The organism is Actinocatenispora rupis, from assembly GCF_016861975.1.
GTDB lineage: Bacteria > Actinomycetota > Actinomycetes > Mycobacteriales > Micromonosporaceae > Actinocatenispora > Actinocatenispora rupis.
Genome location: NZ_BOMB01000004.1, coordinates 55,041 through 74,424 on the forward strand (window position 1 = coordinate 55,041; position 19,384 = coordinate 74,424).

22 protein-coding genes are annotated in these 19,384 nt (G+C 73.8%); 11 read left to right on the forward strand and 11 right to left on the reverse strand.

What is annotated here, in order from left to right; translation table 11 throughout:
- Positions 1 to 44: 44 nt before the first annotated feature.
- Genes Aru02nite_RS04025 through Aru02nite_RS04035 form a run of 3 tightly spaced genes read right to left on the reverse strand, consistent with a single transcriptional unit; the run spans position 45 to position 1,938 of the window.
- Positions 45 to 881 carry a hypothetical protein gene (locus Aru02nite_RS04025; RefSeq protein WP_203654984.1) on the reverse strand — a complete coding sequence of 279 codons (837 nt, stop codon included), beginning with the start codon at positions 879 to 881 and terminating at the stop codon, positions 45 to 47.
- Positions 878 to 1,198: a PadR family transcriptional regulator gene (locus Aru02nite_RS04030; protein ID WP_239076389.1), complete on the reverse strand. Its 321-nt coding sequence runs from the start codon at positions 1,196 to 1,198 to the stop codon at positions 878 to 880. Before Aru02nite_RS04030 ends, Aru02nite_RS04025 begins: the two co-directional genes overlap by 4 nt.
- A gap of 47 nt (positions 1,199 to 1,245) precedes the next feature.
- Positions 1,246 to 1,938: a helix-turn-helix transcriptional regulator gene (locus Aru02nite_RS04035; RefSeq protein ID WP_239076391.1), complete on the reverse strand. Its 693-nt coding sequence runs from the start codon at positions 1,936 to 1,938 to the stop codon at positions 1,246 to 1,248.
- Positions 1,939 to 2,047: 109 nt separating this feature from the next.
- Between Aru02nite_RS04035 and Aru02nite_RS04040 the strand changes: the two genes are divergently transcribed.
- The 3 genes from Aru02nite_RS04040 to Aru02nite_RS04050 all read left to right on the forward strand — a co-directional run bounded on the left by Aru02nite_RS04040 (position 2,048) and on the right by Aru02nite_RS04050 (position 5,157).
- The gene (locus Aru02nite_RS04040; RefSeq protein WP_203654986.1) at positions 2,048 to 2,608 is read left to right on the forward strand and encodes a DUF2231 domain-containing protein; all 561 of its coding nucleotides are present in this window, start codon (positions 2,048 to 2,050) and stop codon (positions 2,606 to 2,608) included.
- Between the two features lie 119 nt (positions 2,609 to 2,727).
- Positions 2,728 to 3,933, forward strand: a complete 1,206-nt coding sequence (locus Aru02nite_RS04045) for an NAD(P)/FAD-dependent oxidoreductase (RefSeq protein ID WP_203654988.1) — start codon at positions 2,728 to 2,730, stop codon at positions 3,931 to 3,933.
- Between the two features lie 294 nt (positions 3,934 to 4,227).
- Positions 4,228 to 5,157: a hypothetical protein gene (locus Aru02nite_RS04050; protein ID WP_203654989.1), complete on the forward strand. Its 930-nt coding sequence runs from the start codon at positions 4,228 to 4,230 to the stop codon at positions 5,155 to 5,157.
- A gap of 45 nt (positions 5,158 to 5,202) precedes the next feature.
- Here Aru02nite_RS04050 and Aru02nite_RS04055 read toward each other — a convergent pair whose 3' ends face one another.
- Both Aru02nite_RS04055 and Aru02nite_RS04060 read right to left on the reverse strand, forming a co-directional pair.
- Complete coding sequence (locus Aru02nite_RS04055) at positions 5,203 to 5,709, reverse strand: hypothetical protein (RefSeq protein WP_203654990.1); 507 nt, start codon at positions 5,707 to 5,709, stop codon at positions 5,203 to 5,205.
- Positions 5,710 to 5,812: 103 nt separating this feature from the next.
- Entirely contained in the window at positions 5,813 to 6,700 is an 888-nt protein-coding gene (locus Aru02nite_RS04060; protein ID WP_203654991.1) for a LysR family transcriptional regulator, read from the reverse strand.
- A gap of 124 nt (positions 6,701 to 6,824) precedes the next feature.
- Here Aru02nite_RS04060 and Aru02nite_RS04065 point away from each other — a divergent pair, with 124 nt between their 5' ends.
- Together Aru02nite_RS04065 and Aru02nite_RS04070 are read left to right on the forward strand one after the other, a co-directional pair.
- Entirely contained in the window at positions 6,825 to 7,298 is a 474-nt protein-coding gene (locus Aru02nite_RS04065; RefSeq protein WP_203654992.1) for a hypothetical protein, read from the forward strand.
- Positions 7,291 to 8,898, forward strand: a complete 1,608-nt coding sequence (locus Aru02nite_RS04070) for a multicopper oxidase family protein (RefSeq protein WP_203654993.1) — start codon at positions 7,291 to 7,293, stop codon at positions 8,896 to 8,898. The genes Aru02nite_RS04065 and Aru02nite_RS04070 overlap by 8 nt, the downstream gene beginning before the upstream one ends.
- 22 nt (positions 8,899 to 8,920) lie before the next feature.
- Here the strand turns inward: Aru02nite_RS04070 and Aru02nite_RS04075 are convergent, their stop codons facing one another.
- Positions 8,921 to 9,658, reverse strand: coding sequence for a hypothetical protein (locus Aru02nite_RS04075; RefSeq protein ID WP_203654994.1), 738 nt, complete (start codon positions 9,656 to 9,658; stop codon positions 8,921 to 8,923).
- A gap of 494 nt (positions 9,659 to 10,152) precedes the next feature.
- Between Aru02nite_RS04075 and Aru02nite_RS04080 the strand changes: the two genes are divergently transcribed.
- The 4 genes from Aru02nite_RS04080 (at position 10,153) to Aru02nite_RS04095 (ending at position 13,217) form a co-directional block, all read left to right on the forward strand.
- Positions 10,153 to 10,947 carry a sensor histidine kinase gene (locus tag Aru02nite_RS04080; protein WP_203654996.1) on the forward strand — a complete coding sequence of 265 codons (795 nt, stop codon included), beginning with the start codon at positions 10,153 to 10,155 and terminating at the stop codon, positions 10,945 to 10,947.
- The gene (locus Aru02nite_RS04085) at positions 10,914 to 11,402 is read left to right on the forward strand and encodes a sensor histidine kinase (protein ID WP_203654998.1); all 489 of its coding nucleotides are present in this window, start codon (positions 10,914 to 10,916) and stop codon (positions 11,400 to 11,402) included. The genes Aru02nite_RS04080 and Aru02nite_RS04085 overlap by 34 nt, the downstream gene beginning before the upstream one ends.
- Positions 11,387 to 12,034, forward strand: coding sequence for a response regulator transcription factor (locus tag Aru02nite_RS04090; RefSeq protein ID WP_203654999.1), 648 nt, complete (start codon positions 11,387 to 11,389; stop codon positions 12,032 to 12,034). The genes Aru02nite_RS04085 and Aru02nite_RS04090 overlap by 16 nt, the downstream gene beginning before the upstream one ends.
- Positions 12,035 to 12,695: 661 nt before the next feature.
- Entirely contained in the window at positions 12,696 to 13,217 is a 522-nt protein-coding gene (locus Aru02nite_RS04095; RefSeq protein ID WP_203655000.1) for a hypothetical protein, read from the forward strand.
- A gap of 918 nt (positions 13,218 to 14,135) precedes the next feature.
- On the opposite strand, the gene add is transcribed toward Aru02nite_RS04095, so the two are convergent.
- Both add and Aru02nite_RS04105 read right to left on the reverse strand, forming a co-directional pair.
- The gene (add, locus tag Aru02nite_RS04100; RefSeq protein ID WP_203655001.1) at positions 14,136 to 15,062 is read right to left on the reverse strand and encodes an adenosine deaminase; all 927 of its coding nucleotides are present in this window, start codon (positions 15,060 to 15,062) and stop codon (positions 14,136 to 14,138) included.
- Positions 15,063 to 15,076: 14 nt separating this feature from the next.
- Positions 15,077 to 16,030 carry a nucleoside hydrolase gene (locus tag Aru02nite_RS04105; RefSeq protein WP_203655002.1) on the reverse strand — a complete coding sequence of 318 codons (954 nt, stop codon included), beginning with the start codon at positions 16,028 to 16,030 and terminating at the stop codon, positions 15,077 to 15,079.
- Between the two features lie 63 nt (positions 16,031 to 16,093).
- Here Aru02nite_RS04105 and Aru02nite_RS04110 point away from each other — a divergent pair, with 63 nt between their 5' ends.
- Positions 16,094 to 17,095, forward strand: a complete 1,002-nt coding sequence (locus Aru02nite_RS04110; RefSeq protein WP_203655003.1) for a LacI family DNA-binding transcriptional regulator — start codon at positions 16,094 to 16,096, stop codon at positions 17,093 to 17,095.
- A 367-nt stretch (positions 17,096 to 17,462) separates the two neighbouring features.
- On the opposite strand, the gene Aru02nite_RS37120 is transcribed toward Aru02nite_RS04110, so the two are convergent.
- Together Aru02nite_RS37120 and Aru02nite_RS04115 are read right to left on the reverse strand one after the other, a co-directional pair.
- Positions 17,463 to 17,594 carry a hypothetical protein gene (locus tag Aru02nite_RS37120; RefSeq protein ID WP_275408576.1) on the reverse strand — a complete coding sequence of 44 codons (132 nt, stop codon included), beginning with the start codon at positions 17,592 to 17,594 and terminating at the stop codon, positions 17,463 to 17,465.
- A 66-nt stretch (positions 17,595 to 17,660) separates the two neighbouring features.
- Positions 17,661 to 18,548, reverse strand: a complete 888-nt coding sequence (locus tag Aru02nite_RS04115; RefSeq protein ID WP_203655341.1) for an aminoglycoside phosphotransferase family protein — start codon at positions 18,546 to 18,548, stop codon at positions 17,661 to 17,663.
- Positions 18,549 to 18,779: 231 nt separating this feature from the next.
- Here Aru02nite_RS04115 and Aru02nite_RS04120 point away from each other — a divergent pair, with 231 nt between their 5' ends.
- A complete protein-coding gene (locus Aru02nite_RS04120; protein ID WP_203655004.1) occupies positions 18,780 to 18,986 on the forward strand; it encodes a hypothetical protein in 207 nt (68 codons plus the stop codon).
- 57 nt (positions 18,987 to 19,043) lie between these two features.
- On the opposite strand, the gene Aru02nite_RS04125 is transcribed toward Aru02nite_RS04120, so the two are convergent.
- Positions 19,044 to 19,382: a hypothetical protein gene (locus tag Aru02nite_RS04125; protein ID WP_203655006.1), complete on the reverse strand. Its 339-nt coding sequence runs from the start codon at positions 19,380 to 19,382 to the stop codon at positions 19,044 to 19,046.
- Positions 19,383 to 19,384 lie beyond the last annotated feature (2 nt).

Consider the following 19,384-nt stretch of genomic DNA (forward strand, 5'->3'; position numbering starts at 1 on the left):
TCCCACTAGTACGTGAGACGATAGTACGTGAGACGATAGTCAGGTCAAGGGCGCCGCACCGCGGGGATCGTGCGGACGGTGCTCAGCAGGGCACCGACGGCGGCGAGTACGGCGACGGCGGCACCGGTCGACGCCACCGGACCCCGCCCACCGAGTACGACGGCGGTCGCCTCCAGGACGGCGAGTGCGGCCAGCGCGAGCGTGACGCCGGCGGCGAGCACGGCGGGCAGGCGCATCGCGGCGACCGGCGGCCGGGCCCGGCGCAACGCGACCGGCGGACCCGCCGCACCGAACGCGCCCAGCGCGGCGAACCCCACCAACCAGGCGAGTACCAGCGCCACGAACGCGGCGGACGGGTGCGGCCACACCGACGGGTACGCGCGCCGCAACTGCCACACGCCGGCCGCGCCGAGCGCCTCCACGACCAGGAGTACGGCGGCGGGCAGCAGCGGGCGGAGCAGGTCGCGCCGGCCGGACCGCAGCGCCGGCAGCAGGACCCGCCACGCCAGCACGAGCGCGCTGCCCGCCGCGCACGCGCCGCCCAGTACGAGTACCGGCCAGACGCCGGTGACGAGCGTCCGCACCGCACCGTTCGCCCCCGGTACCGGCGGGTCGAGCAGCGCGCGGTCCACCACCGGTACGGCGAGGACGCCGAGGCACCACGCCACCCACGTCGCCGCCAACCCGGCCTGTACCCGGCGGCGGGTCCGCTCGGCCGGCGCGCCGACGAACACCGGACGCAGCCACGCGCCCGCCGCGCCCGTCGCGAGGTCCCACCAGACCCGCGGCCCGGCCCCGGTGTCCTCCACCAGCGCGGCCAGCTCCGCGCCGTACCGGTCGCGGAACGACGGCGGGTAGCAGGCCAGCAGCAGCCGGATCACGGGTGCGCCGCCGACAGCCGCGCCAGGCCCGTCCGGGCGAACCGCGACATGTCCGCCAGCCGCTCCGACAGCGCCGCCGCACCCTCCGCCGTCAACCGGTACGGCCGGCGCCGCTCGTCGCCCGGCAGCGCCTCCACCAGGCCGCGCTCCTCCAGCCGGGACAGCGCCCCGTACAGCGTGCCGGGGCCCATCGTGATCCCGGCCTGCTCGGCGACGTCCTGCACGATCGCGTACCCGTGCTTCGGGCCGCCGGCCAGGCTGCCGAGGATCAACAGCGGTGGATTGCCCCAGGTCAACTGGTCCGCGCGACGCACCACGGCGACACCCCCTCTAGTACGTCACACGATACAGCCGGTGTCGGTGGTCAGGTGGTGGCGGTGAGCCGGACGCAGCACTCGCCGGCCTGCGGGGCGAGCCGGGCCGTCACCGACCGGGCGTCGAGCCCGTCGAGCAGCCCGTCGAGGAACGCGTGGTTGATGGCGCACACCGTGTCGGGCGCCCGCTCCGCCAGCGGATGGAACGGACAGTTCCGCAGCCGTACGCACCGGGGCGAGTCGCGCGCCGGCGCGAACCCGTGCGACTCCAGCAGACCGGTGGCGATGGTGAGGGCACGCTCCGCACCCAGCCGGCCCGGTCGGGTACGCCGGCGGTGGTCGGCGCCGATCTCGTGCCCGCGTTCCCGCGCCGTACGCACGGCGGCGTCGCGCGCACCCTCGTCCGCGCCGGCCGCGAGTACGGCGTCGAGCAGGATCCCGGCGAGCAGGTCGTACTGCCGCGGCGGGAGGCTGACGCGGATGTCGCCGCCGGTCGGTTCGTACACCTTCGGGGCGCGGCCGACGCGACGCAGGCCGGTGGCGCGCTGGAAGGTGGCGTGCAGGACACCGGCCGCGACGAGCTTGTCGAGGTGGAACGCGGCCAGTTTCCGGGAGATCCCGACGGCCGCGGCCGCCTCGTCCCGGGTGACCGGTCGACGCGCGTCGCGGATGAACTCGTACATGCCGCGCCGCAGCTCGTCGTCGAGCGCGGCGATGGCACGGATGGCTGGATCGGCCGCCACGCCTCGACGCTATCACCAACAAGTGTGGTCGTCGGGCGCCGATCCCCGGTCGGGCTTGACGCGGTGGCGCAATAAGACCAACAATCATTGGCGTATTAGGGGGTGCGTCATGAGCAGTGACGCGGGGCAGGCGAAGCGACCGGTCAGCGCCGCACTCGCCGGACCGTACGGGCATCCGTACCATCCGATCCTGGTGGGCGTGCCGATCGGCGCGTGGATCGCCAGCCTGGTCTTCGACGTGGCGTCCCGGCTGGTCGGATCGCCCACGTTCCTGACCCGGGGCGCGGTCTGGCTGATCGCGGTCGGCGTGGTCGGCGCGCTCGTCGCCGCGATGGCCGGGCTGCTGGACCTGCTGGCCATTCCGACCGGCACGCCGGCGTTCCGGACCGGGCTGGTGCACATGACACTCAACCTGGCGGTCACCGTCGCGTTCGTCGCCAACTTCTTCTGGCGGTACGCGAGCTACGGACACGCCGGTGCCGTCGGGGCCGGCCAGCTCGCGCTGACCGCCGTCAGCCTCGCCACCCTCGGCGTCTCCGGGTACCTCGGCGGCAAGCTCGCGTTCCGCTACGGGGTGCGCGTCGCCGACGAGGCCACGCAGGCGGAGGGGTTCCGGCACACCGCACCGCACCGCCGCGCCACGTCCGGCCGCGCGCATCCCGCGCACTGACACGCGCCCCGCACCGACCACAGTGGACGGTGCGGCGGGCGTGCCGCTGCCCGCGTACCCCGGCGGCGGCACCCGCCACGCGGTCATCCGCCCATCGAACCGAAGGAGCGTCCGTACCCATGACGGCAGTACGCAGGGTCGTGATCGTCGGCGCCGGGCTGGCCGGGGCCAAGGCCGCCGAAACGTTGCGGGACAAGGGATTCGACGGGTCGGTGACGCTGGTCGGCGACGAGCCGCACCGCCCGTACGAGCGGCCGCCGCTGTCGAAGGACTACCTCGCCGGCAAGGTCGACCGGGACACCGTCTTCGTGCACGACACCTCCTGGTACGCGGAGCACGACGTGACGCTGCGCCTCGGCGTCGCGGCCACCGCGGTCGACCGCGCCGCGCACCGCGTCGAGCTGGCCGACGGGGACGCGCTCGACTACGACCGGCTGCTGCTCACCACCGGATCCAGTCCGCGTACGCTGCCGGGCGCCGCGGGCGTGCACTACCTGAGGCGGGTCGAGGACACCGAGCGCATCCGGCGGATCCTCGACACCGGCGGGCATCTCGCCGTCGTCGGCGCCGGCTGGATCGGGCTGGAGGTGGCCGCCGCGGCCCGGCAGGCCGGGATGCGGGTCACCGTACTGGAGAGCCTGGACCTGCCGCTGCTCCGCGTACTCGGACCGGAGGTCGCGCGGGTCTTCGCCGACCTGCACACCGACCACGGCGTCGACCTGCGCCTCGGCGTCTCCCCCACCGACGTCGCCGCCGACGGGGTACGACTCGCCGACGGTACGCGGATCGACGCGGACGCGGTGGTCGTCGGCATCGGCGCGGTGCCGAACACCGGGCTGGCCGAGCGGGCCGGGCTCCGGGTCGACAACGGCGTGGTCACCGACGCCGCCCTGCGTACGAGCGACCCGGACGTCCTCGCCGCCGGCGACGTCGCCAACGCGTTCCATCCGTTGCTGCGACGGCACATCCGCGTCGAGCACTGGGCGAACGCGCTCAACCAGCCCGGTACGGCCGCGGCCACCATCCTCGGCGCCGACGCCGGCTACGACGAGCTGCCGTACTTCTACACCGACCAGTACGACCTGGGCATGGAGTACCTGGGTCACGTCGGGCCGGACGGGTACGACCGGGTGGTGGTGCGGGGTGACCTCGCCGGGCGCGAGTTCGTCGCGTTCTGGCTGCGCGACGGCCGGGTACTCGCCGGCATGAACGTCAACGTCTGGGACGTCACCGAGCCGGTCAAGGCGCTGATCCGGTCCGGCCGGCCGATCGACGCCGGCGTACTCGCCGACACCGGCACCGACCTGGCCGCGCTGGTGTTCTGAGGACCCGGCCCGGCCGGTACACCCCGCACGCCGGGCCGGGACCGCAGGGCGCCTGCGCCGCAACGGTTTCGTCGAACAGGTCGCGGCGCCGCACCGGAGCCACCGCTGTCACCGGTGCGGCACCGCGTTCCCCCGCGGCGCCGACGTACGGCTGCGGGGAACGCGGACTCTAGCAGACGCCGGCCCGTTCGCAAATTGGCTCTGTCAAATGGATCCCGACCGGCTCCGACCACAGTGGACTGTGGGTATTTGTGCCGCTGCCGGCGCCACCGGACGCTGTTAGCGTGCCCCGTCGTGACCCATTCGCCGTTCAGCGACCCGACCCAGGAGCGTCCGGGTCCAGACGCGACGCACCAGATGCCGACGACGTCCGGCCCGCCCGGCCCCCCGAACCCGGTGTACTACAGCCAACCGCCGCAGGCACCGCCCACCGGCCCCACCCCGCCGCCCTCCGGCCCGATGCCGCCGGGCGGCCCGATGTCGATGCCGCCACCGCCCGGAGGATCCGGTCGCCGGTCCGGTACGGCGGGCGCGCTCGCCGCGATGCTGGGACCACGGCTGATCCCGGCGATCCTCACCGTGGTGGTCATGGTCGGCTTCGCCGTCTTCTACTTCGTGATCTCCAGCTCGCACTCCAGCTCGTCGCACGCGGACGTGACCAACGCGCTGCCGCAGGACCACGGACCGTCGGGGCCGGCGATGCCGAGCCCGACCGCGCCGTACACGACGCCCACGCCGGCCTCGTCGCCGGACGACCACGCCTCCGCCAAGCAGCAGGTGCTGTACGAGCTGGAGGCGCGGGTGATGCGCGAGGCGGGCGTGGAGGGCAGCGCGACCGGTTCGTGCGACCAGGACTTCGACGGGTCGAAGAACACCACGGTCACGTGCACCGTGACGTTCGAGAACCTGCACGTCCCGTTCACGGTCGACATCACCAACAGCATCGCGACGGCCACGATGATCAGCTACACCTTCAAGGCCGACCAGAAGAAGGCGCCGCTGACCGCGGAGGGCGTACGCACGGCGTTCCGGGCGTCCGCGTACGGCAGCACGATCACGCACCCCAAGCCCGGTACGGTGCACTGCGACGCGAAGCTGCCGAAGCTGGAACTGGTGGGCTACGCGAAGACCACGAGGTACAAGTGCTCGTTCCAGGACGGCGACACCGGCACCTGGAACGTGCAGGACGTGGTCATCACCGACGACGGTCCGACGTTCCGCTGACCGACCGTCCGATGTGGACAGACAGGGGTACGCGGCGGGGCGGCGTCACGTCGCGTCCTTGCGGGCCTGCCGCCGCGCCCCCTTCGCCCGCGTCGACGCACGTTGCTTGCGCAGTACGGGTTGCGTCGGCCGCCGGTCCGTACGCTGCGGGCGGGCCCGGGACGGCCGCGGTGCCGGCGCCGTACGGGCGGGCCCGGAGTGCCGGACGCTGCGGGCCGCGGCGAGCCGCTCGGTCCGCAGTGCGGTGGCGCTGCGCCGGGCCGCGGCGGCCAGCGCCCGGCTGACCCGGGCCAGCGCGTCCTCGAACAGCTCCGCCTTGTCGGCGTTGCGCCGGTTCTTCGGCCGGGCGGTGCCGCGCGCCGCGTACTTCTCGACGCGTTCCGCCGCAGTCCTCCGGTACTGCGAGACGAACTTGTCCCGCGCCCGGCGGATCCGCTGGTGCAGCTCGATCAGCGCGTCCTCGTCGAGCCCGGCGATCCGGTCGCGCTCGGTCTCGCGCAGCAGCGCCGATTCGGCCTCGGTCAGCGAGTTGAGCAGTGCCTTCGCAGCCATCGCACACTCCGACGCAATCGGCGGCGACCCCGGCCGTACCGGTGGTCTCCTGGTCACGATAGGCGGAGCGGTGCCATGCCGTACGCCGATCGGCGAAGCCGGCTCAGTCGGGCTCGCCGGCGAACCAGTCCCACTCCGTCAGCATGGTCCGCATCAACCGCGCCGCCCGCGACAGCCGTACGTCGGCGCCCTGGTAGAGGGTGACGGTGCGGCGGCAGTCCGGGTCGTCGACGGCGACCAGTACGAGCGGCATGCTCGCGTCGATCCGGCGCGCGAAGCCCGGCACCAGGCCGACCCCGAGCCCGGCCCCGACCAGGCTCGCGATCGTACTGGGTTCGTCGCCCTCGCAGACGATCCGCGGCGTCCGGTTGTGCGCGGCGAACAGCCGGTCGAGGAGCTGGCGCTGCCAGTGCCGCCGGCTCGCGGACACGAACGACTCGTCCGCGAGTTCGTCGACGCGTACCGATTTGCGGTCGGCGAGGGGGTGGTCGAGCGGCACGCCGAGCCACACCTGCTCGTCGAACAGGTGCTCGGCGACCAGCCCGTCGGTCGGGATCGGTTGCGAGGACACGCACAGGTCGACCTCGCGGGCGCGGAGGTGGCGGGCCATGTCCGCGGCCGGCATCTGGTTCAGCCGCACGTCCACCGCCGGGTACTCCCGCTTGAACGCGGCGAGGACCCCGGTGAACGTCAGGAACGTCTCCGACGCCAGCCGTACGGTGCCGAAGCCGTCGCGGGTGACCTCGGCGACCGCGCGGCGCCCGGCGTCCAGCTCGCCGAGGGCACGCTCGACGTACCCGGCGAAGAGTTTTCCGGTGTCGTTGAGCCGGAGCCGGCCGGCCCGGTCGAACAGCGGCGCGCCCAGCTCCCGTTCCAGCCGCGCGATCGTACGACTCAGGGAGGGTTGGGCGACGTGCAGCTCGTCGGCGGCGCGGCTGAGGTGTTCGCGCCGGGCCACGGCGAGGAACTGGGTGAGCATCGTCAGGTCCATGGGCCCTCCCGGCAGGTCGACATGACGCCAGGAGCATAACCTCATAGCAATACAGATCTTGGACAGGATGCCTCTCCGGTCATAACGTCGGGGGTGATCACGCCACCGTCCGGGAGGTCGCAGCATGTCCACCGCCGCCGAGCCCGCCGCCGCGGCCGGGCCCACCGCCGAGAGCCCCGGCCCGCCCGCCGGGCACCGGACCCGGCCGATCGGCTGGGTACTGCGGGCCGTCACCAGCGCGCACCTGGTGGCCCTCGCCGGCCAGCCCGTCTTCGCCGGCGTGTACCTGAGCGGCGACTACGACGCCCTGCGCTGGCACGCCACCGGCGCCGACCTCGTCACCTCCCTCGGGTACGTGCAGCTCGTGGTGGCGGTGGTCGCCTGGCTGCGGATGCGCCGGATCTGGCCGTTCGAGGCCACCCTGGCGCTGGTCGTCGCCGAGACCGTCCAGTACTTCGCGGGCACCGCCGGCGCGCTGTGGCTGCACCTGCCGCTCGGCGTCGCCACCGTCGCCGGTCTGGTACTGCTGTTCGTCGCGGTGTGGCGGCGCCCGCTGGACCGCCGCCCCGGCGTACGCGGGGAGGTCGGCGATGCGTGAGGCCGACGGGCTGAGCCGGCGCCGGGTGCTGGGGATCGGCGGTGCGCTCGGGCTGCTCACCGCGACCGGGCTGACCGCGTCCGCCGCGCTGGCCCGGCATCCCGCGCAGACCGGCACCGAACTGCGCAGCGCGGTGCCGCTGCCCCCGGCGTACCGGGTGCCGTTGCCGGTGCCGGCGGTGCTGTCGCCGACGGACACCGCTGGCGGCGTCGACCGGTACGAGATCACGCAGCGGCCGGCGTCGGTGGAGATCCTGCCCGGCGTACGGACCCCGATGTGGACGTACGGCGGCGGGTTCCCGGGGCCGACCATCGAGGCGCGCCGCGGCCGTACGGTCCGGGTGACGCACCACAACGAGCTGCCCGTACCGACCGTCGTGCACCTGCACGGCGGGCACACGCCGGCCGAGTCCGACGGGTACCCGACGGATCTGGTGCTGCCGGACGGATGGCGGGAGCCGGCGGCGCACGACATGCCCGGCATGGACATGTCCGGCGGGCACGGCATGGACGATCCGCACGCGGTACGGACCCGCCGCACCCGGCACTACACGTACCCGACGGACCAGCGGGCGACGCTGCTCTGGTACCACGACCACCGGATGGACTTCACCGCGCCGGCGATCTGGCGCGGCCTGGCCGGGATGCACCTCGTCCGCGACGACGCCGAGAACGCGCTCGGGCTGCCCAGCGGGCCGCGCGAACTGCCGCTGATGATCACCGACCGGGCGTTCGCCGCCGACGGCACGCTGGCGTACCCGGCGCTCGACCCGACGCTGCGCACCACGCCCGGCGTACGCGAGCCGTACCTGGCGGGGGTGCTCGGCGACGTGATCCTGGTCAACGGCGCGCCGTGGCCGGTGCACGAGGCCGACGCCGCCCGGTACCGGCTGCGCATCCTCAACGCCTCCAACGCCCGGCACTACGAACTGGCCGCCGTGGACGACGCCGGGCGACGGCTGGACCTGGTGCAGGTCGGCGCGGACCAGGGGCTGCTCGCCGCGCCAATCCGGCACCGCAGCCTGCCGGTCGCCCCCGCCGAGCGGTACGACGTGGTCCTCGACCTCGCGCACGTACCGGTCGGCGGGCGGGTCCGGATCGTGAACCTGCTCGGCACCGGGCGCACCCGGGACGTGCTCGCGTTCCGGATCGTACGCCGGGCCGCGGACCGCAGCCGGATCCCGCGCACCCTCGCCACCGACCTGCCGACCTGGCACCGCACCGACGCGGTACGGGTGCGCGACATGGCGTTCCGCGCCGGGCGGATGGACGGCGGGCACGGTTGGCTGATCGGCGGGCGGCCGTTCGACCCGGCCCGGCCGGACGTGACCACCCGGCTCGGCGACGTCGAGGTGTGGCGGCTCGTCGCCGACGTGCACCATCCCGTACACGTGCACCTCGTCGGCTTCCGCGTACTCTCCCGCGGCGGCCGGGCGCCGCTCGCGTACGACGGGGGGTTGAAGGACACCATCTCGTTGCGGCCGGGGGAATCCGCGGAGATCATCACCCGGTTCGACGGGTACCGCGGGCGTTTCCTCTTCCACTGCCACAACGCCGAGCACGAGGACATGGGCATGATGGCGAACCTCACCGTCACCTGAACGCTTGCCGGAAGACAAGCGTTCAGCGGAAGAGGGACAGCTCGGCGCCCCAGGCGTCCACCACGTCACCGAACCCGGCCCGCCGCGCCTGCGGCTCGACCAGCGCGTACAGGGCGCGCTGGGCGCCGGGATCGCCGTCGCGGACGATCCGCTCCACCAGCCCCACCAGGGTGTCGCCGTCGATCCAGCCGCCGTCCAGCGGCCGGCGCGCCAGCTCCCACCGCAGGTACTTGTTGTACGGCCGGACCCGGTGGTGCAGCGCGAACACGACCGGGAGTACCCAGGGGAGGCTCTCCACCGCGTCGAGCGTCGCCTCGAACGGCCGCCCGTCCCGGTGACTCTTCAACGACCGGTACGCGAAGTTCAGCCAGCCGTCGAGGTACGTGATGAGCACCCGTCGTACCTCGGCGTCGGTGAGCGTGGTCTGCCTGCGTACCAGAGCGGGCAGCTCACCGTCGGTGCGGTCCAGCAGGATCCGCGCGTCGGCGTACGAGTAGCGGCCCCACCAGTCGGTCGGGTCGTCCGGGATGCTGCGCACGGCGTCGAGCGTGAGCACCGCGACGTCGATCGCCGGCGAGTGCACCGTACGCCACGCCGGCGACGGCTCCGCGACCACCACGTACACGTCGACGTCGGAATGTTCCGTGGCCATCCCGGTACGGGCGGCGGATCCGGTCAGCAGCAGGCCGACGACGGTGGGGTCGGACTCCGCGCGGCGCCGTACGGCGGTCAGCGCGGCGGGTTCCGGGCTGTCCTGCATGCCCGGATGATGCCCGCTCCTCCGCTTGCGCGCCAACGGTTTCCGGGCGCTGGCGCAGCACCTTCGCGACGTGGCGGGCGGGGTCGGAGCGGACGCCGTAGCGCGTCTCGTCGTCGTGCCCCTGCCGGTCGGACGGCGACGTGCGCGCGGGCCGCTGTCGTGTCGGGGCGCGCGGCGGACGGCGACGCGGCGGATGCCGTACCGGCGGGCTCTGCCCTGCTTGGCTCTCCGCACGGCGCCAGCGGCAGTGCCACCGCACCGAGCAGCACCGCGCGGCGTCCGAGCCGGGCGTACCGCGGCGTCATCCCACGGCCCCGGCGAGCCCGGACACTCCTGCCGCGCCACGCCCCGGCCCGCGGCGGGTAGGCCGGGCCGTACGACGGGGTGGGGCCAGACCCACTTCGGCCCGCGGACCGTGGGGTTCGCGGCGTCGGTACGGCAGAGTGGGACCGGTCCGGCCGGTCGGCCGTTGGTCACGAGGAGAAGGACGGTCCATGCGAGGGGTGGGGTCGTGGGCGCGCAGCGCCGGCGCGGGATTCCTGCGGGCGTGCGTGGTCGGCGCGGTCGGCCTGGCGGTACCCGCCGGCTGGGCCGCCGGGGTGGCGCTGGTGATCTGGTGGCACAGCCCGTGGACGCTGCTGCCGGTGGGCATCTGGGTCTGCCTGGGCACGTTCCTGGCGTCCCGCCCGATCTGCCGCCTGGTCCGGTACCTGGTGGCCCGGTGGACCGGCACCGTCGTGGCCGGCGGGTACCGGCGGATCGGTGCCGTGACGCGGATGTCCACCGGCTACTGGTGGAACGGCCACTCGTACGAGCGGTCGCAGCAGCGGGCGCGGGAGGACCTGGAACTGCGGCTGCGGTTCACGGATCCGGCCACCTGGCGCGATCTGCGCTTCATGGCGATACTCCCGCTCGCCGGACTGGCCGCCGCAGTACCGCCGGCGGGTGTGGTGGTGGCGGTGCTCGGTCTGACGCAACCGACCGCCCCCGCGCGCGTGGTCGGCGTACTCGGCGCGCTCGTCGCGGTCGCCGCCGCCCCGTACGCGTGGCGGCCGCTCGCGCCGCTGGCCGTACGGTTCCTGCGGGCGACGCCGGAGATGCTGCTGGCCGACCGGGTCGACGAACTGCTGGCGCAGCGGGCCGACACCACGGTGGCGCAGGCCGCCGAGATCCGCCGGATCGAGCGCGACCTGCACGACGGGGCGCAGGCGCGGCTGGTCGCGCTGGGCCTCGCGCTCGCCACCGCCGAACGGTTATGGCCACCGATCAGGACCGGGCGCGGGCGCTGATGCGGGAGGCGCGGGTCGGCGCCGCCACCTCCCTCGCCGAGCTGCGCGACCTGGTCCGCGGCATCAGCCCCCCGGTACTCACCGAGCGCGGCCTGGTCGACGCCGTACGCGCGCTCGCCATGGACAGTCCACTGCCGACCGAGGTGCACGCGGACGGTCCACTCGCCCTCGACCCGCCGATCGAGGCCGCCGTGTACTTCGGCGTCGCCGAACTGCTCACCAACGCGGTCAAGCACGCCCGCGCCGGTACGGCCCGCGTCACGATCAGCCGCGACGACACCGCCCTGGTGGTGGAGGTCACCGACGACGGCCGCGGCGGCGCGGACGTACGGCCGGATGGTGGGCTGGCGGGGTTGCGCCGGCGGCTGGCCGTGTTCGACGGCACCGTCGAGGTCACCAGCCCGGTCGGCGGTCCGACCCACGCGAGAATGGTGGTGCCGTGCGCATCGTCGTAGCCGAGGACCTGTACCTGCTGCGGGACGGCATGGTGCGCCTGCTGGAGGCGTACGGGCACGAGGTGGTGGCGACCGCGTCGACCGGGCCGGAGACCGTGACCGCGCTGCTCACCTGGCGGCCGGACGTCGCCGTCGTCGACGTGCGGATGCCGCCCACCCAGTCGGACGAGGGGCTCCGCGCCGTCCTCGCCGCCCGCGCCCAGGTGCCCGACCTGCCCGTCCTCGTACTCTCCCAGCACGTCGAGCAGCTGTACGCCCGCGAACTGCTCGCCAACGGCGCCAGCGGCATCGGCTACTTCCTCAAGGACAGCGTGTTCGACGCCGACCAGTTCGTGGACGCGCTGGAACGCGTGGCCGCCGGCGGTACGGCGATGGACCCGGCCGTCATCACCCGCCTGCTGTCCAGCGGTACCACGAACCAGCGCCTCGAACGGCTCACCGAACGGGAACACTCCGTCCTCGCGCTGATGGCCGAGGGCCTGTCCAACCAGGCGATCAGCCGGCGGCTGTTCCTCAGCGAGAGCGCCGTCAGCAAGTACACGACGTCGCTGTTCGGCAAGCTCGGCATCACCGACGACGACGGCAGCAACCGGCGCGTACTCGCCGTTCTCCGGTACCTGAACAAGCCCTGACGCCACACCTTGTCCGTTGCGGGCGTGCCGACGCGGGCGCTGACTTCCTTTGCCCCACAAGGGTTTCGCCGGGCATGCCCGGACCGGCTCGGCCGGCAGGGCGTCGGCCGGGCGGCGAACCGGGCCGGCGCGGCGACGTCGGCCCGGTCGACGAACGGCCTGAGGGCTGACCGGCCGGTTCCCCTGCCGCACCAGGGTTCGCCGGCGGGCACGGGACAGCTGCCCGACGCGAACTGTCACGGCCGCTGCCATCTCACCGTCGTCGCCGCGGCGCCCGGGATCGTCGGGCTTCCGCACGGCTGAAGCCGGGCCAGCGCACGTCCACCTTCCACCCGGACGGTCCCGAGCGGCGCAAGATTTCCTTTATCTGAAAGGGATCCGGCGCGGCCCGGCCTGACCTGCGGCGACGCTCCACCCCGTGGAACCCCGTCGGTACCGTCCCGCGCATGAGAGACGACATGGCCACAGCCCCGGCCTGTCGCCCGGTCCGCCGGACCGGTACGGCGCCGACGCCCGGGGACACCGACCTGACCAGTACTCCGACCGCGGCGCGGCACCGGCGCACCCCGGCGGATGGCACCTTCCACCGTGCGTACCGTGGGGTCCGGGGCCGGCGATCGCCGGTGCCGGGCGGGATGCAGACGGCCAGTACGGTGATCCGGTGACAGACTCGACCGACACCGAACGCGTGTACCTGCTCGGCCCCCATCTCAGCGGATGGCGCACCGTCCCCAAGGGCACCACCGCCGTGTCCGCGCCGGTCGCGTGGGTCTCGCTGAGTACCGGTGACGGCCTGGACATGCCCCGAGCCGGCGCCGCCGAGACCGTACAGCGCGCCTCCGTCACGTACGCGAGCACCGGGCACCGCCGCGCATCCGGCGAGCCGATCCTCGCCGCACAGGGCGTCGAGGTCCGCGCCCACTCCACCCGCGAGGTCCTCCCCGACACCGCCGACACCCAGGGTTCGGAGCAGCTGACCCGCCTCGCCGAGGCGTACGAGCACACGCTGGCCACCTGGACGCGGGCGGTGTCGCGCGGCGGCTACTCCCCCGTCGACGGGCCGCTCGCCGAGCAGCTCGTGGAGCCGGACCGGCCGCCGATCGTCAACGTCACCGGCGTCGTCTGGCGCGTCCGGTCCACCACGGCATGCTCGGACGCGGCACCGGGCGACGAGTCACAGTAGCGCCGCATCCGTTGCCCTGCAAAGGATCTCGATCGGGCTACTCGCCAGCGCCGGGGGGCGGCGGGCTTCTCGGCGCGCGTGTTCCGGGGCGGGACGGCAGGATCCGGGAGAGCGCGCGGGCCATCGGATCGTGGGGTCCACCGGGCCGCTGACGCCGTCGAGTGCGGCGGCGGGTCGGTCCACAGTGGACGCCGTCATGCCGCGGTGACGTCGGCGTTCGGCGCGCTGCGGGTCGACGGGGACCGTGTCGACGCCGAGCGGACGTAGCTGCGCGCGCCGTGCGCGCGCCGCCAGCAGGAATCCGCCGCTGCCCGGGCCGAACGCCGCGGTCGACGGTTCCGCGTGGTGGGGCCGACCGCGGTCAGCGCCCCGGGCGGGGTACGACACAGCCGGATCACCGCGCAGCCACGGACGTACCGAACGGGCACGTACAGGGGGGCGCTTGCTACGTCGTCCACGTCGGGGTTTTCGTCCCCGTCGGGCCTCGACGTAGGGCCGTGGGTACGCCAGCGGCCCGGCGCTGACGGTTTCCTGACGCCGCCATCGGGCGGTACTGACGCGACCCCTGGCAGCGGTTCGGCCGACGGCCCTGTCGGTACGCCAGCGGTGCGACTGGCGACAGTCCACAGTGGACGGTACTCGGCGCCGCACCCGGCACACGTGAGCCGATCGTTCAAGATCATGATCTGGTCGCAATCGATTGTTCAACTGTCGCATTGTTGGACAAGGAGACAGTTGAACAATTGAACAATCGATTGCAGTTTCGCTTCATAGCGACCATTCCGGGCAGCCAAGCGACAACACCCGGGCGGCCACCCCTCACCAGTGGCGAGTGGTTCGTACGGATCCGGGCCCAACCGGCGCCACGACGCGGATCCGGCCCAACCGCCCGCGCCGCACGAAGGTCGCGCCGATGCGTCAGGGGGCGAACGCCGCGCGCGCCGCATGCCCGTCCGCGATCTCCTCGTACGCCGGGGTCCAGCCGGCGGTGGTCCGGAGTGCGGCGTACTCGCGGGTGAGGGTGGTGGCCACGGTGGTGCGGGCGTCGGTGCTGACGGTGATGGCGAGGCCGGCGGCGAGCAGCCGTGCGGCCGGGTACGTGGCGAGGTCGGGCACGGCGCCGGTCCGTACGTTGCTGGTCGGGCAGAGTTCGAGGGCGATCCGGTCGGCACGCAGCCGGTCGAGCAGGGCGGGGTCGCCGACGCAGCGCACGCCGTGCCCGATCCGGCGGGCCCCGAGCACGTCCAGCGCCTCCCACATGCTGGCCGGTCCGGCGGCTTCGCCGGCGTGCACGGTGCACGGGAGTCCGGCGGCGTATGCGAGGTCGAACGCGGCGCGGTGCGGGGCGGCGCCGTACCGGGTCTCGTCGCCGGCAAGGTCGAGGCCGGCGACCGTGTCGCGGTGGCGTACGGCGGTGTCGGCGACGGCGAGGCTGTCGTCCGGTGTCTGGTGCCGTAGGCAGCACAGCAGCAGCCCGGTGCGTACGCCGGTGGCGGCGCGGCCCTGGGCGAGCCCGGCGGCGACCGCCTCGACGGCCCCGTCGAGCGTCATGCCCTGCCGGCCGTGCAGTTGCGGCGCGAACCGCACCTCCCCGTACGTGACGCCGTCGGCGTGCCAGTCCTCGACGAGTTCGCGGGCGGCGCGGGTGAGCGCGTCGGGTGTCTGGAGCACCCGCAACGGCAGTTCCAGGTACGTGAGGAACCGGGTGAGGCTGCCGCAGCCGGGTGGCGCGACGACGAGCTGTTCGACCGGCCGGTCCGGGGTGACGCCCTGCGCGCGGGCGAGGTCGGCGACGGTGCCCGGGCGTACCGAGGCGTCGAGGTGACAGTGCAGTTCGTGGCGCATCGGCGGCTCCGGCGTCAGGGCGAGGCAGCCGGCACACCGCCGGCCACGGTACGGAACAGCAGGTCCTTGAACGCGGCGCCGTCGACGCGCCGGACCAGTGTGAGGGTGGGTGCGGGGGCGCCGGCGCGGCGGTCGACGATGAGCTGCCCGCGCGTCTCGGCGCCGACCGCGACGTCCACGTACGCCCGCTCTCGTACGGTGACGAGGTCGGGCCGCAGCGCCACGGCCATCGCGAGCGGGTCGGGCAGGTCGTACCCGGGGAGGCCGGTGACGTCGCGCGCCCAGTCGGCCACGGATCGGTTGATGCGGTGGGCGAAGCGGGCCATCGGCGTGTCGATCGCGACGAGTCGCGCCTGGTCGTCGGGGGTCATCACGGCGTCGCGGCGGGAGACGTCCCACCCGATCCAGGTGACGCTGTCCGGGCTCGCCGCCCGCGCCACGATCCGCGCCGCCTCCGGATCCGCCCACACGTTGTACTCGGCGGTCGCCGAGACGTTCCCGTGCGCGTCGGCGGCGCCCGCCATGCAGTAGACGTGCCGGTACCGGGTGAGCAGGGCGGGGTCGCGGAGCAGCGCGGCGGCGACGTTGGTGAGCGGGCCGAGGGTGACGAGCGTCAGGTCCCGCTGCCGCGGGCGGGTCAGCAGCACGTCGATCGCGTGACCGGGCTCGGGCCCGCGTACGGGATCGGGCAGGTCGGTGTCGCCCATGCCGTCGGCGCCGTGCACCTGCTGCGCGGTCGTCAGCGGCCGCGCCACCGGACCCGCACACCCGGCATGCACCGGTACGTCCGGGCGGCCGGCGACCTCCAGCGCGATGAGCGCGTTGCGGGTGGCGGTGGCGAGCGGCACGTTGCCGGCGACGGTGGTGACGGCGTCGAGGTCGCCGAGCCCGCTGGCGGCGGCGAGCAGCAGGGCGACGGCGTCGTCGGACCCGGTGTCGGTGTCGACGAGCAGCGGCAGCGCGGTCACACCCGACCTCCCTCGTACGGTTCGGTTCCCATGTCTAAACGTTTAGATGGCAGAATGCAAGCCGTGACGACCCGTCGGACGGCCACCATGGCGGACGTGGCCCGCCGCGCCGGCACCTCCACCGCCGTGGTCAGCTACGTCATGAACGACGGCCCCCGACCGGTGGCCGTCGCCACCCGCGAACGCGTCCTCGCCGCCGCCGCCGACCTGCGCTACCGGCCCAACCGCATCGCCCGCGCCCTGCGCGCCCGCCGTACCGGGGTGGCCGGGCTGATCCTCGCCGACGCGTCCAACCCGTACTTCGCGGCGCTCGCCCGCGAGATCGAACGCGCCCTCGCCGACCGCGACACCCTCACCCTCGTCGGCAACGCTGGCCACTCCCCCGCCCGGCAGAAACGCCTCGCCGAACGGTTCCTCGCCGCGCAGGTCGACGGGCTCGTCGTGGTCTCCGCCGAAGGCGGCGCCGACGTCGCCGCCGAAGCCGAGGCGCACGGCACCCGCGCCGTCCACGTCCACCACCGGCCGCGTACCGCGCACGGCCCGCTCGTACCGGCCGACAACGCCGCCGCGGTCCGCGCCGCCGTCGACCACCTCCGCGGACACGGGCACGAGCGGATCGACTTCCTGTCCGGCCCCACCGACGCCGGCCCCGTCGGCGTACGACGCCGCGCCTGGGCCCGCGCCACCCCCGGCACCCTGCTGCGCTGCACGTACTCCCGCGCCGACGCCGCCGACCTGACCGAACGCCTCGCCGCCACCGACACGCTGCCGTCCGCGCTCGTCGTCGCCACCGACGAACAAGCCATCGGCGTACTCGCCGGCGCATGCCGAGCCGGCGTCGCCGTACCGGGACGGCTGGCGGTGGTGAGCCTCGACGGCGCGCCGGACACCGCGTACACGGCACCGGCGTTGACGGTGACCGCGCAACCGCTGACCGCGATGGCGGACCGGGCAGTGGATCAGCTGCTCACCGGCGAGGCCGACGACACGCCACTCACCGCTCCGCTGATCACCCGCGCCACCTGCGGCTGCCCCGACCGGCCGCGATCCGGCTCACCACGCTGACTCCGGAACTCGACCGGCCGCAGTACCGACGGTCGGCGGCAGCCTTGCTCGGAGTACGGCCCCGGCGCACATGCTGCTGCGGCTGACCGATCGCGGTCTGCGGGTATGGCGCCGGCCTTGGGCTACAGCCCGGCGAGCGTGTACATGTGGTAAACGCTGATCAACTGCGAGCCACACTGTTCAACTGTGTCATTGTTGAACAAGTGAACAATTGAACAGTTGGGAAAACCAACTGACCACGGCGACCCACCAGCCACACACCACCGCCCACCAGCCACACACCACCGGCCCGCCAGCCACGCACCATGCCGCACCCGGCCGACGGCGATCAGCCGGCAGCGACCAGGCGCCGACCAACCGGCGCCCATCAGGCGACGCCGGCCCCCGAGCGAGACCCGCCGCGCCGCCGCTGTCTGCCGACGACAGCGGTGAGGTCGCCGACGCCGAGGTCCGGCCGCAGCGCGCCGTCCGCCCACGACCGGCAGATCCTGCCTGCCATGCGGTCACCCACCCACCGGACCCGGACGTACGCTCCACACCCGGGATCGCGCCAAGAGACCGCCGGTCAGGCGGCGACGATGCGGGCCAGCGTACGGCGGCCCAGCTGGCACATCGGCGGGTTGCTGTCGAGGTAGTACCAGACGAGGCCCATGGACTGCTGGAAGGCCCAGGCACGGCCGCGTTCCCAGTCGAGGTCGTCGCAGCCGAGCGCGGCCCGGAATGCCTGCCGTGGCACGGCTTCCAGCAGGTGCCAGGCGGCGACGAGGTCGAGCGCCGGGTCGGCCGGGCCTAGCCCGCCCGCGTCGAGTACGCCGGCGAGGCAGCCGTCGGCGACGAGTACGTTGCCGGGGATCAGGTCGCCGTGGTTCATCACGTCGGGCCGGCCGTCGCGGGGCAGATCCCGTAGCTCGGCCCACAACCGTCGCAGTTCCGGTACGTCGAGAAGCCGCTCGCTGCGCCGGAAGCACGTCTCCAGCCACTCGTCGTGCGCGCGGAGGTCACCGCCGCGTCCCGTACCGCGGAAGGTGCGGCCGGCGGTGTCGATCCCGCGTACGCCGGCGACGAACTCGGCGAGGTCGCGCGCGAACGGCACCGAGTCACCCGGGTCGTCGTCGGTGGCGACCACGCCGGGCACCCAGGTCTGCACCGACCAGGGCAGCGGGTACCCGTGGCCCGGCTCGCCGAGCGCGACGGGCTCGGGTGTGCGGAATCTGGTGCGCCCCAACAGTTCCCGGGTTGCCGCCGCCTCGGCCGCCAGCCAGGTACGCGTCTCGTCGGCGTCGCCGGCGCGCAGCGGGAACCGGGCCGCCAGCCCGTCGCCGATCCGGTAGATGGCGTTCACGGTCCCGTGCGCCCCGACCCGGCGTACGGAATGGTCGCGCCATTCCGGGAACTGGTCGGCGATCAGCGCGCGCACCGTCTCGGGTGGCACGGTGAGTTCGTCGTCATGCATCGGCACCCCGCCACCCTTCCCTGCCGTTCGCGGTACCGCAACCGACTTGCGGTCGCCGTGGTGCGGGCGGGGCGGTCCGTGCCCGGATGTCGTTTGTGCCGCGGCCTTTCGGGGTATCAGCCGGACAGCCACGCGGTACTGGAACGCCCCTGGCCAGGCGTACCCGGTGCCGCGCTCTCGACCCGCAGGCGCGCCGACTCCGCGCACCGCGGGCGGACACTGGGAGGACCCATGCGGATCGGACGTGTCGGGATCGTGGTCGTCGTGCTGTGGCTGCTGGTCGGTGTGATCGCGGCCGCGCAGCGCGGCTACTTCAGTACTTCCGAGACGAACTGCGCGAAGGCCGGCAACACCATCGTCACCGTCATCGCCGGCCCGCTGAACTACCTCGGCATCAACCCGAAACTGAAGTGCACCGTGCCGCAACCGTCGAAGTGACGCCCCCGCGCCGGCGCTGCGACGTGGCGCCGGCGCGGATCCGTTGCGGCACAAGCATCAGCGCCGACCTCTCCGGGTACGCTGCGGCGGTCGCTCGGGCAGCTGGTCGAGGCGGCTGATGAGGCGCTGCTCGCTGGCGTACAGGAGGCGCCGTTCCTCGGGATCGAGGTCGGCGAACGGGTCGTCGAGCACCTCCCGGCGCGACACGTACACCATCGTGCCGACGTACTCGCGGCACAGTGCGCACCAGGCGAACCCGATGCACCGCTCGTGGAACTCCGAGTCCGGCGGGTTTCGCCGGCGGACGAACGTGCGGACCCGCCCGTCGCAGGTCGAGCCCGGCGGGTGCAGCTCGGAAACGTTGCGCCAGTGGCGTTTCGGGGGTTCCCTTCCCATCC

Coding starts and splice junctions, on each gene's coding strand:
- Aru02nite_RS04065 (WP_203654992.1), top strand. CDS start 6,825: ATGTCCACCGCCGCCGAGCCCGCCGCCGCGGCCGGGCCCACCGCCGAG.
- Aru02nite_RS37120 (WP_275408576.1), bottom strand. CDS start 17,594: ATGGCAGGCAGGATCTGCCGGTCGTGGGCGGACGGCGCGCTGCGGCCG.
- Aru02nite_RS04075 (WP_203654994.1), bottom strand. CDS start 9,658: ATGCAGGACAGCCCGGAACCCGCCGCGCTGACCGCCGTACGGCGCCGC.
- Aru02nite_RS04085 (WP_203654998.1), top strand. CDS start 10,914: ATGGCCACCGATCAGGACCGGGCGCGGGCGCTGATGCGGGAGGCGCGG.
- Aru02nite_RS04125 (WP_203655006.1), bottom strand. CDS start 19,382: ATGGGAAGGGAACCCCCGAAACGCCACTGGCGCAACGTTTCCGAGCTG.
- Aru02nite_RS04080 (WP_203654996.1), top strand. CDS start 10,153: ATGCGAGGGGTGGGGTCGTGGGCGCGCAGCGCCGGCGCGGGATTCCTG.
- Aru02nite_RS04070 (WP_203654993.1), top strand. CDS start 7,291: ATGCGTGAGGCCGACGGGCTGAGCCGGCGCCGGGTGCTGGGGATCGGC.
- Aru02nite_RS04060 (WP_203654991.1), bottom strand. CDS start 6,700: ATGGACCTGACGATGCTCACCCAGTTCCTCGCCGTGGCCCGGCGCGAA.
- add (WP_203655001.1), bottom strand. CDS start 15,062: ATGCGCCACGAACTGCACTGTCACCTCGACGCCTCGGTACGCCCGGGC.
- Aru02nite_RS04120 (WP_203655004.1), top strand. CDS start 18,780: ATGCGGATCGGACGTGTCGGGATCGTGGTCGTCGTGCTGTGGCTGCTG.
- Aru02nite_RS04045 (WP_203654988.1), top strand. CDS start 2,728: ATGACGGCAGTACGCAGGGTCGTGATCGTCGGCGCCGGGCTGGCCGGG.
- Aru02nite_RS04055 (WP_203654990.1), bottom strand. CDS start 5,709: ATGGCTGCGAAGGCACTGCTCAACTCGCTGACCGAGGCCGAATCGGCG.
- Aru02nite_RS04115 (WP_203655341.1), bottom strand. CDS start 18,548: ATGCATGACGACGAACTCACCGTGCCACCCGAGACGGTGCGCGCGCTG.
- Aru02nite_RS04040 (WP_203654986.1), top strand. CDS start 2,048: ATGAGCAGTGACGCGGGGCAGGCGAAGCGACCGGTCAGCGCCGCACTC.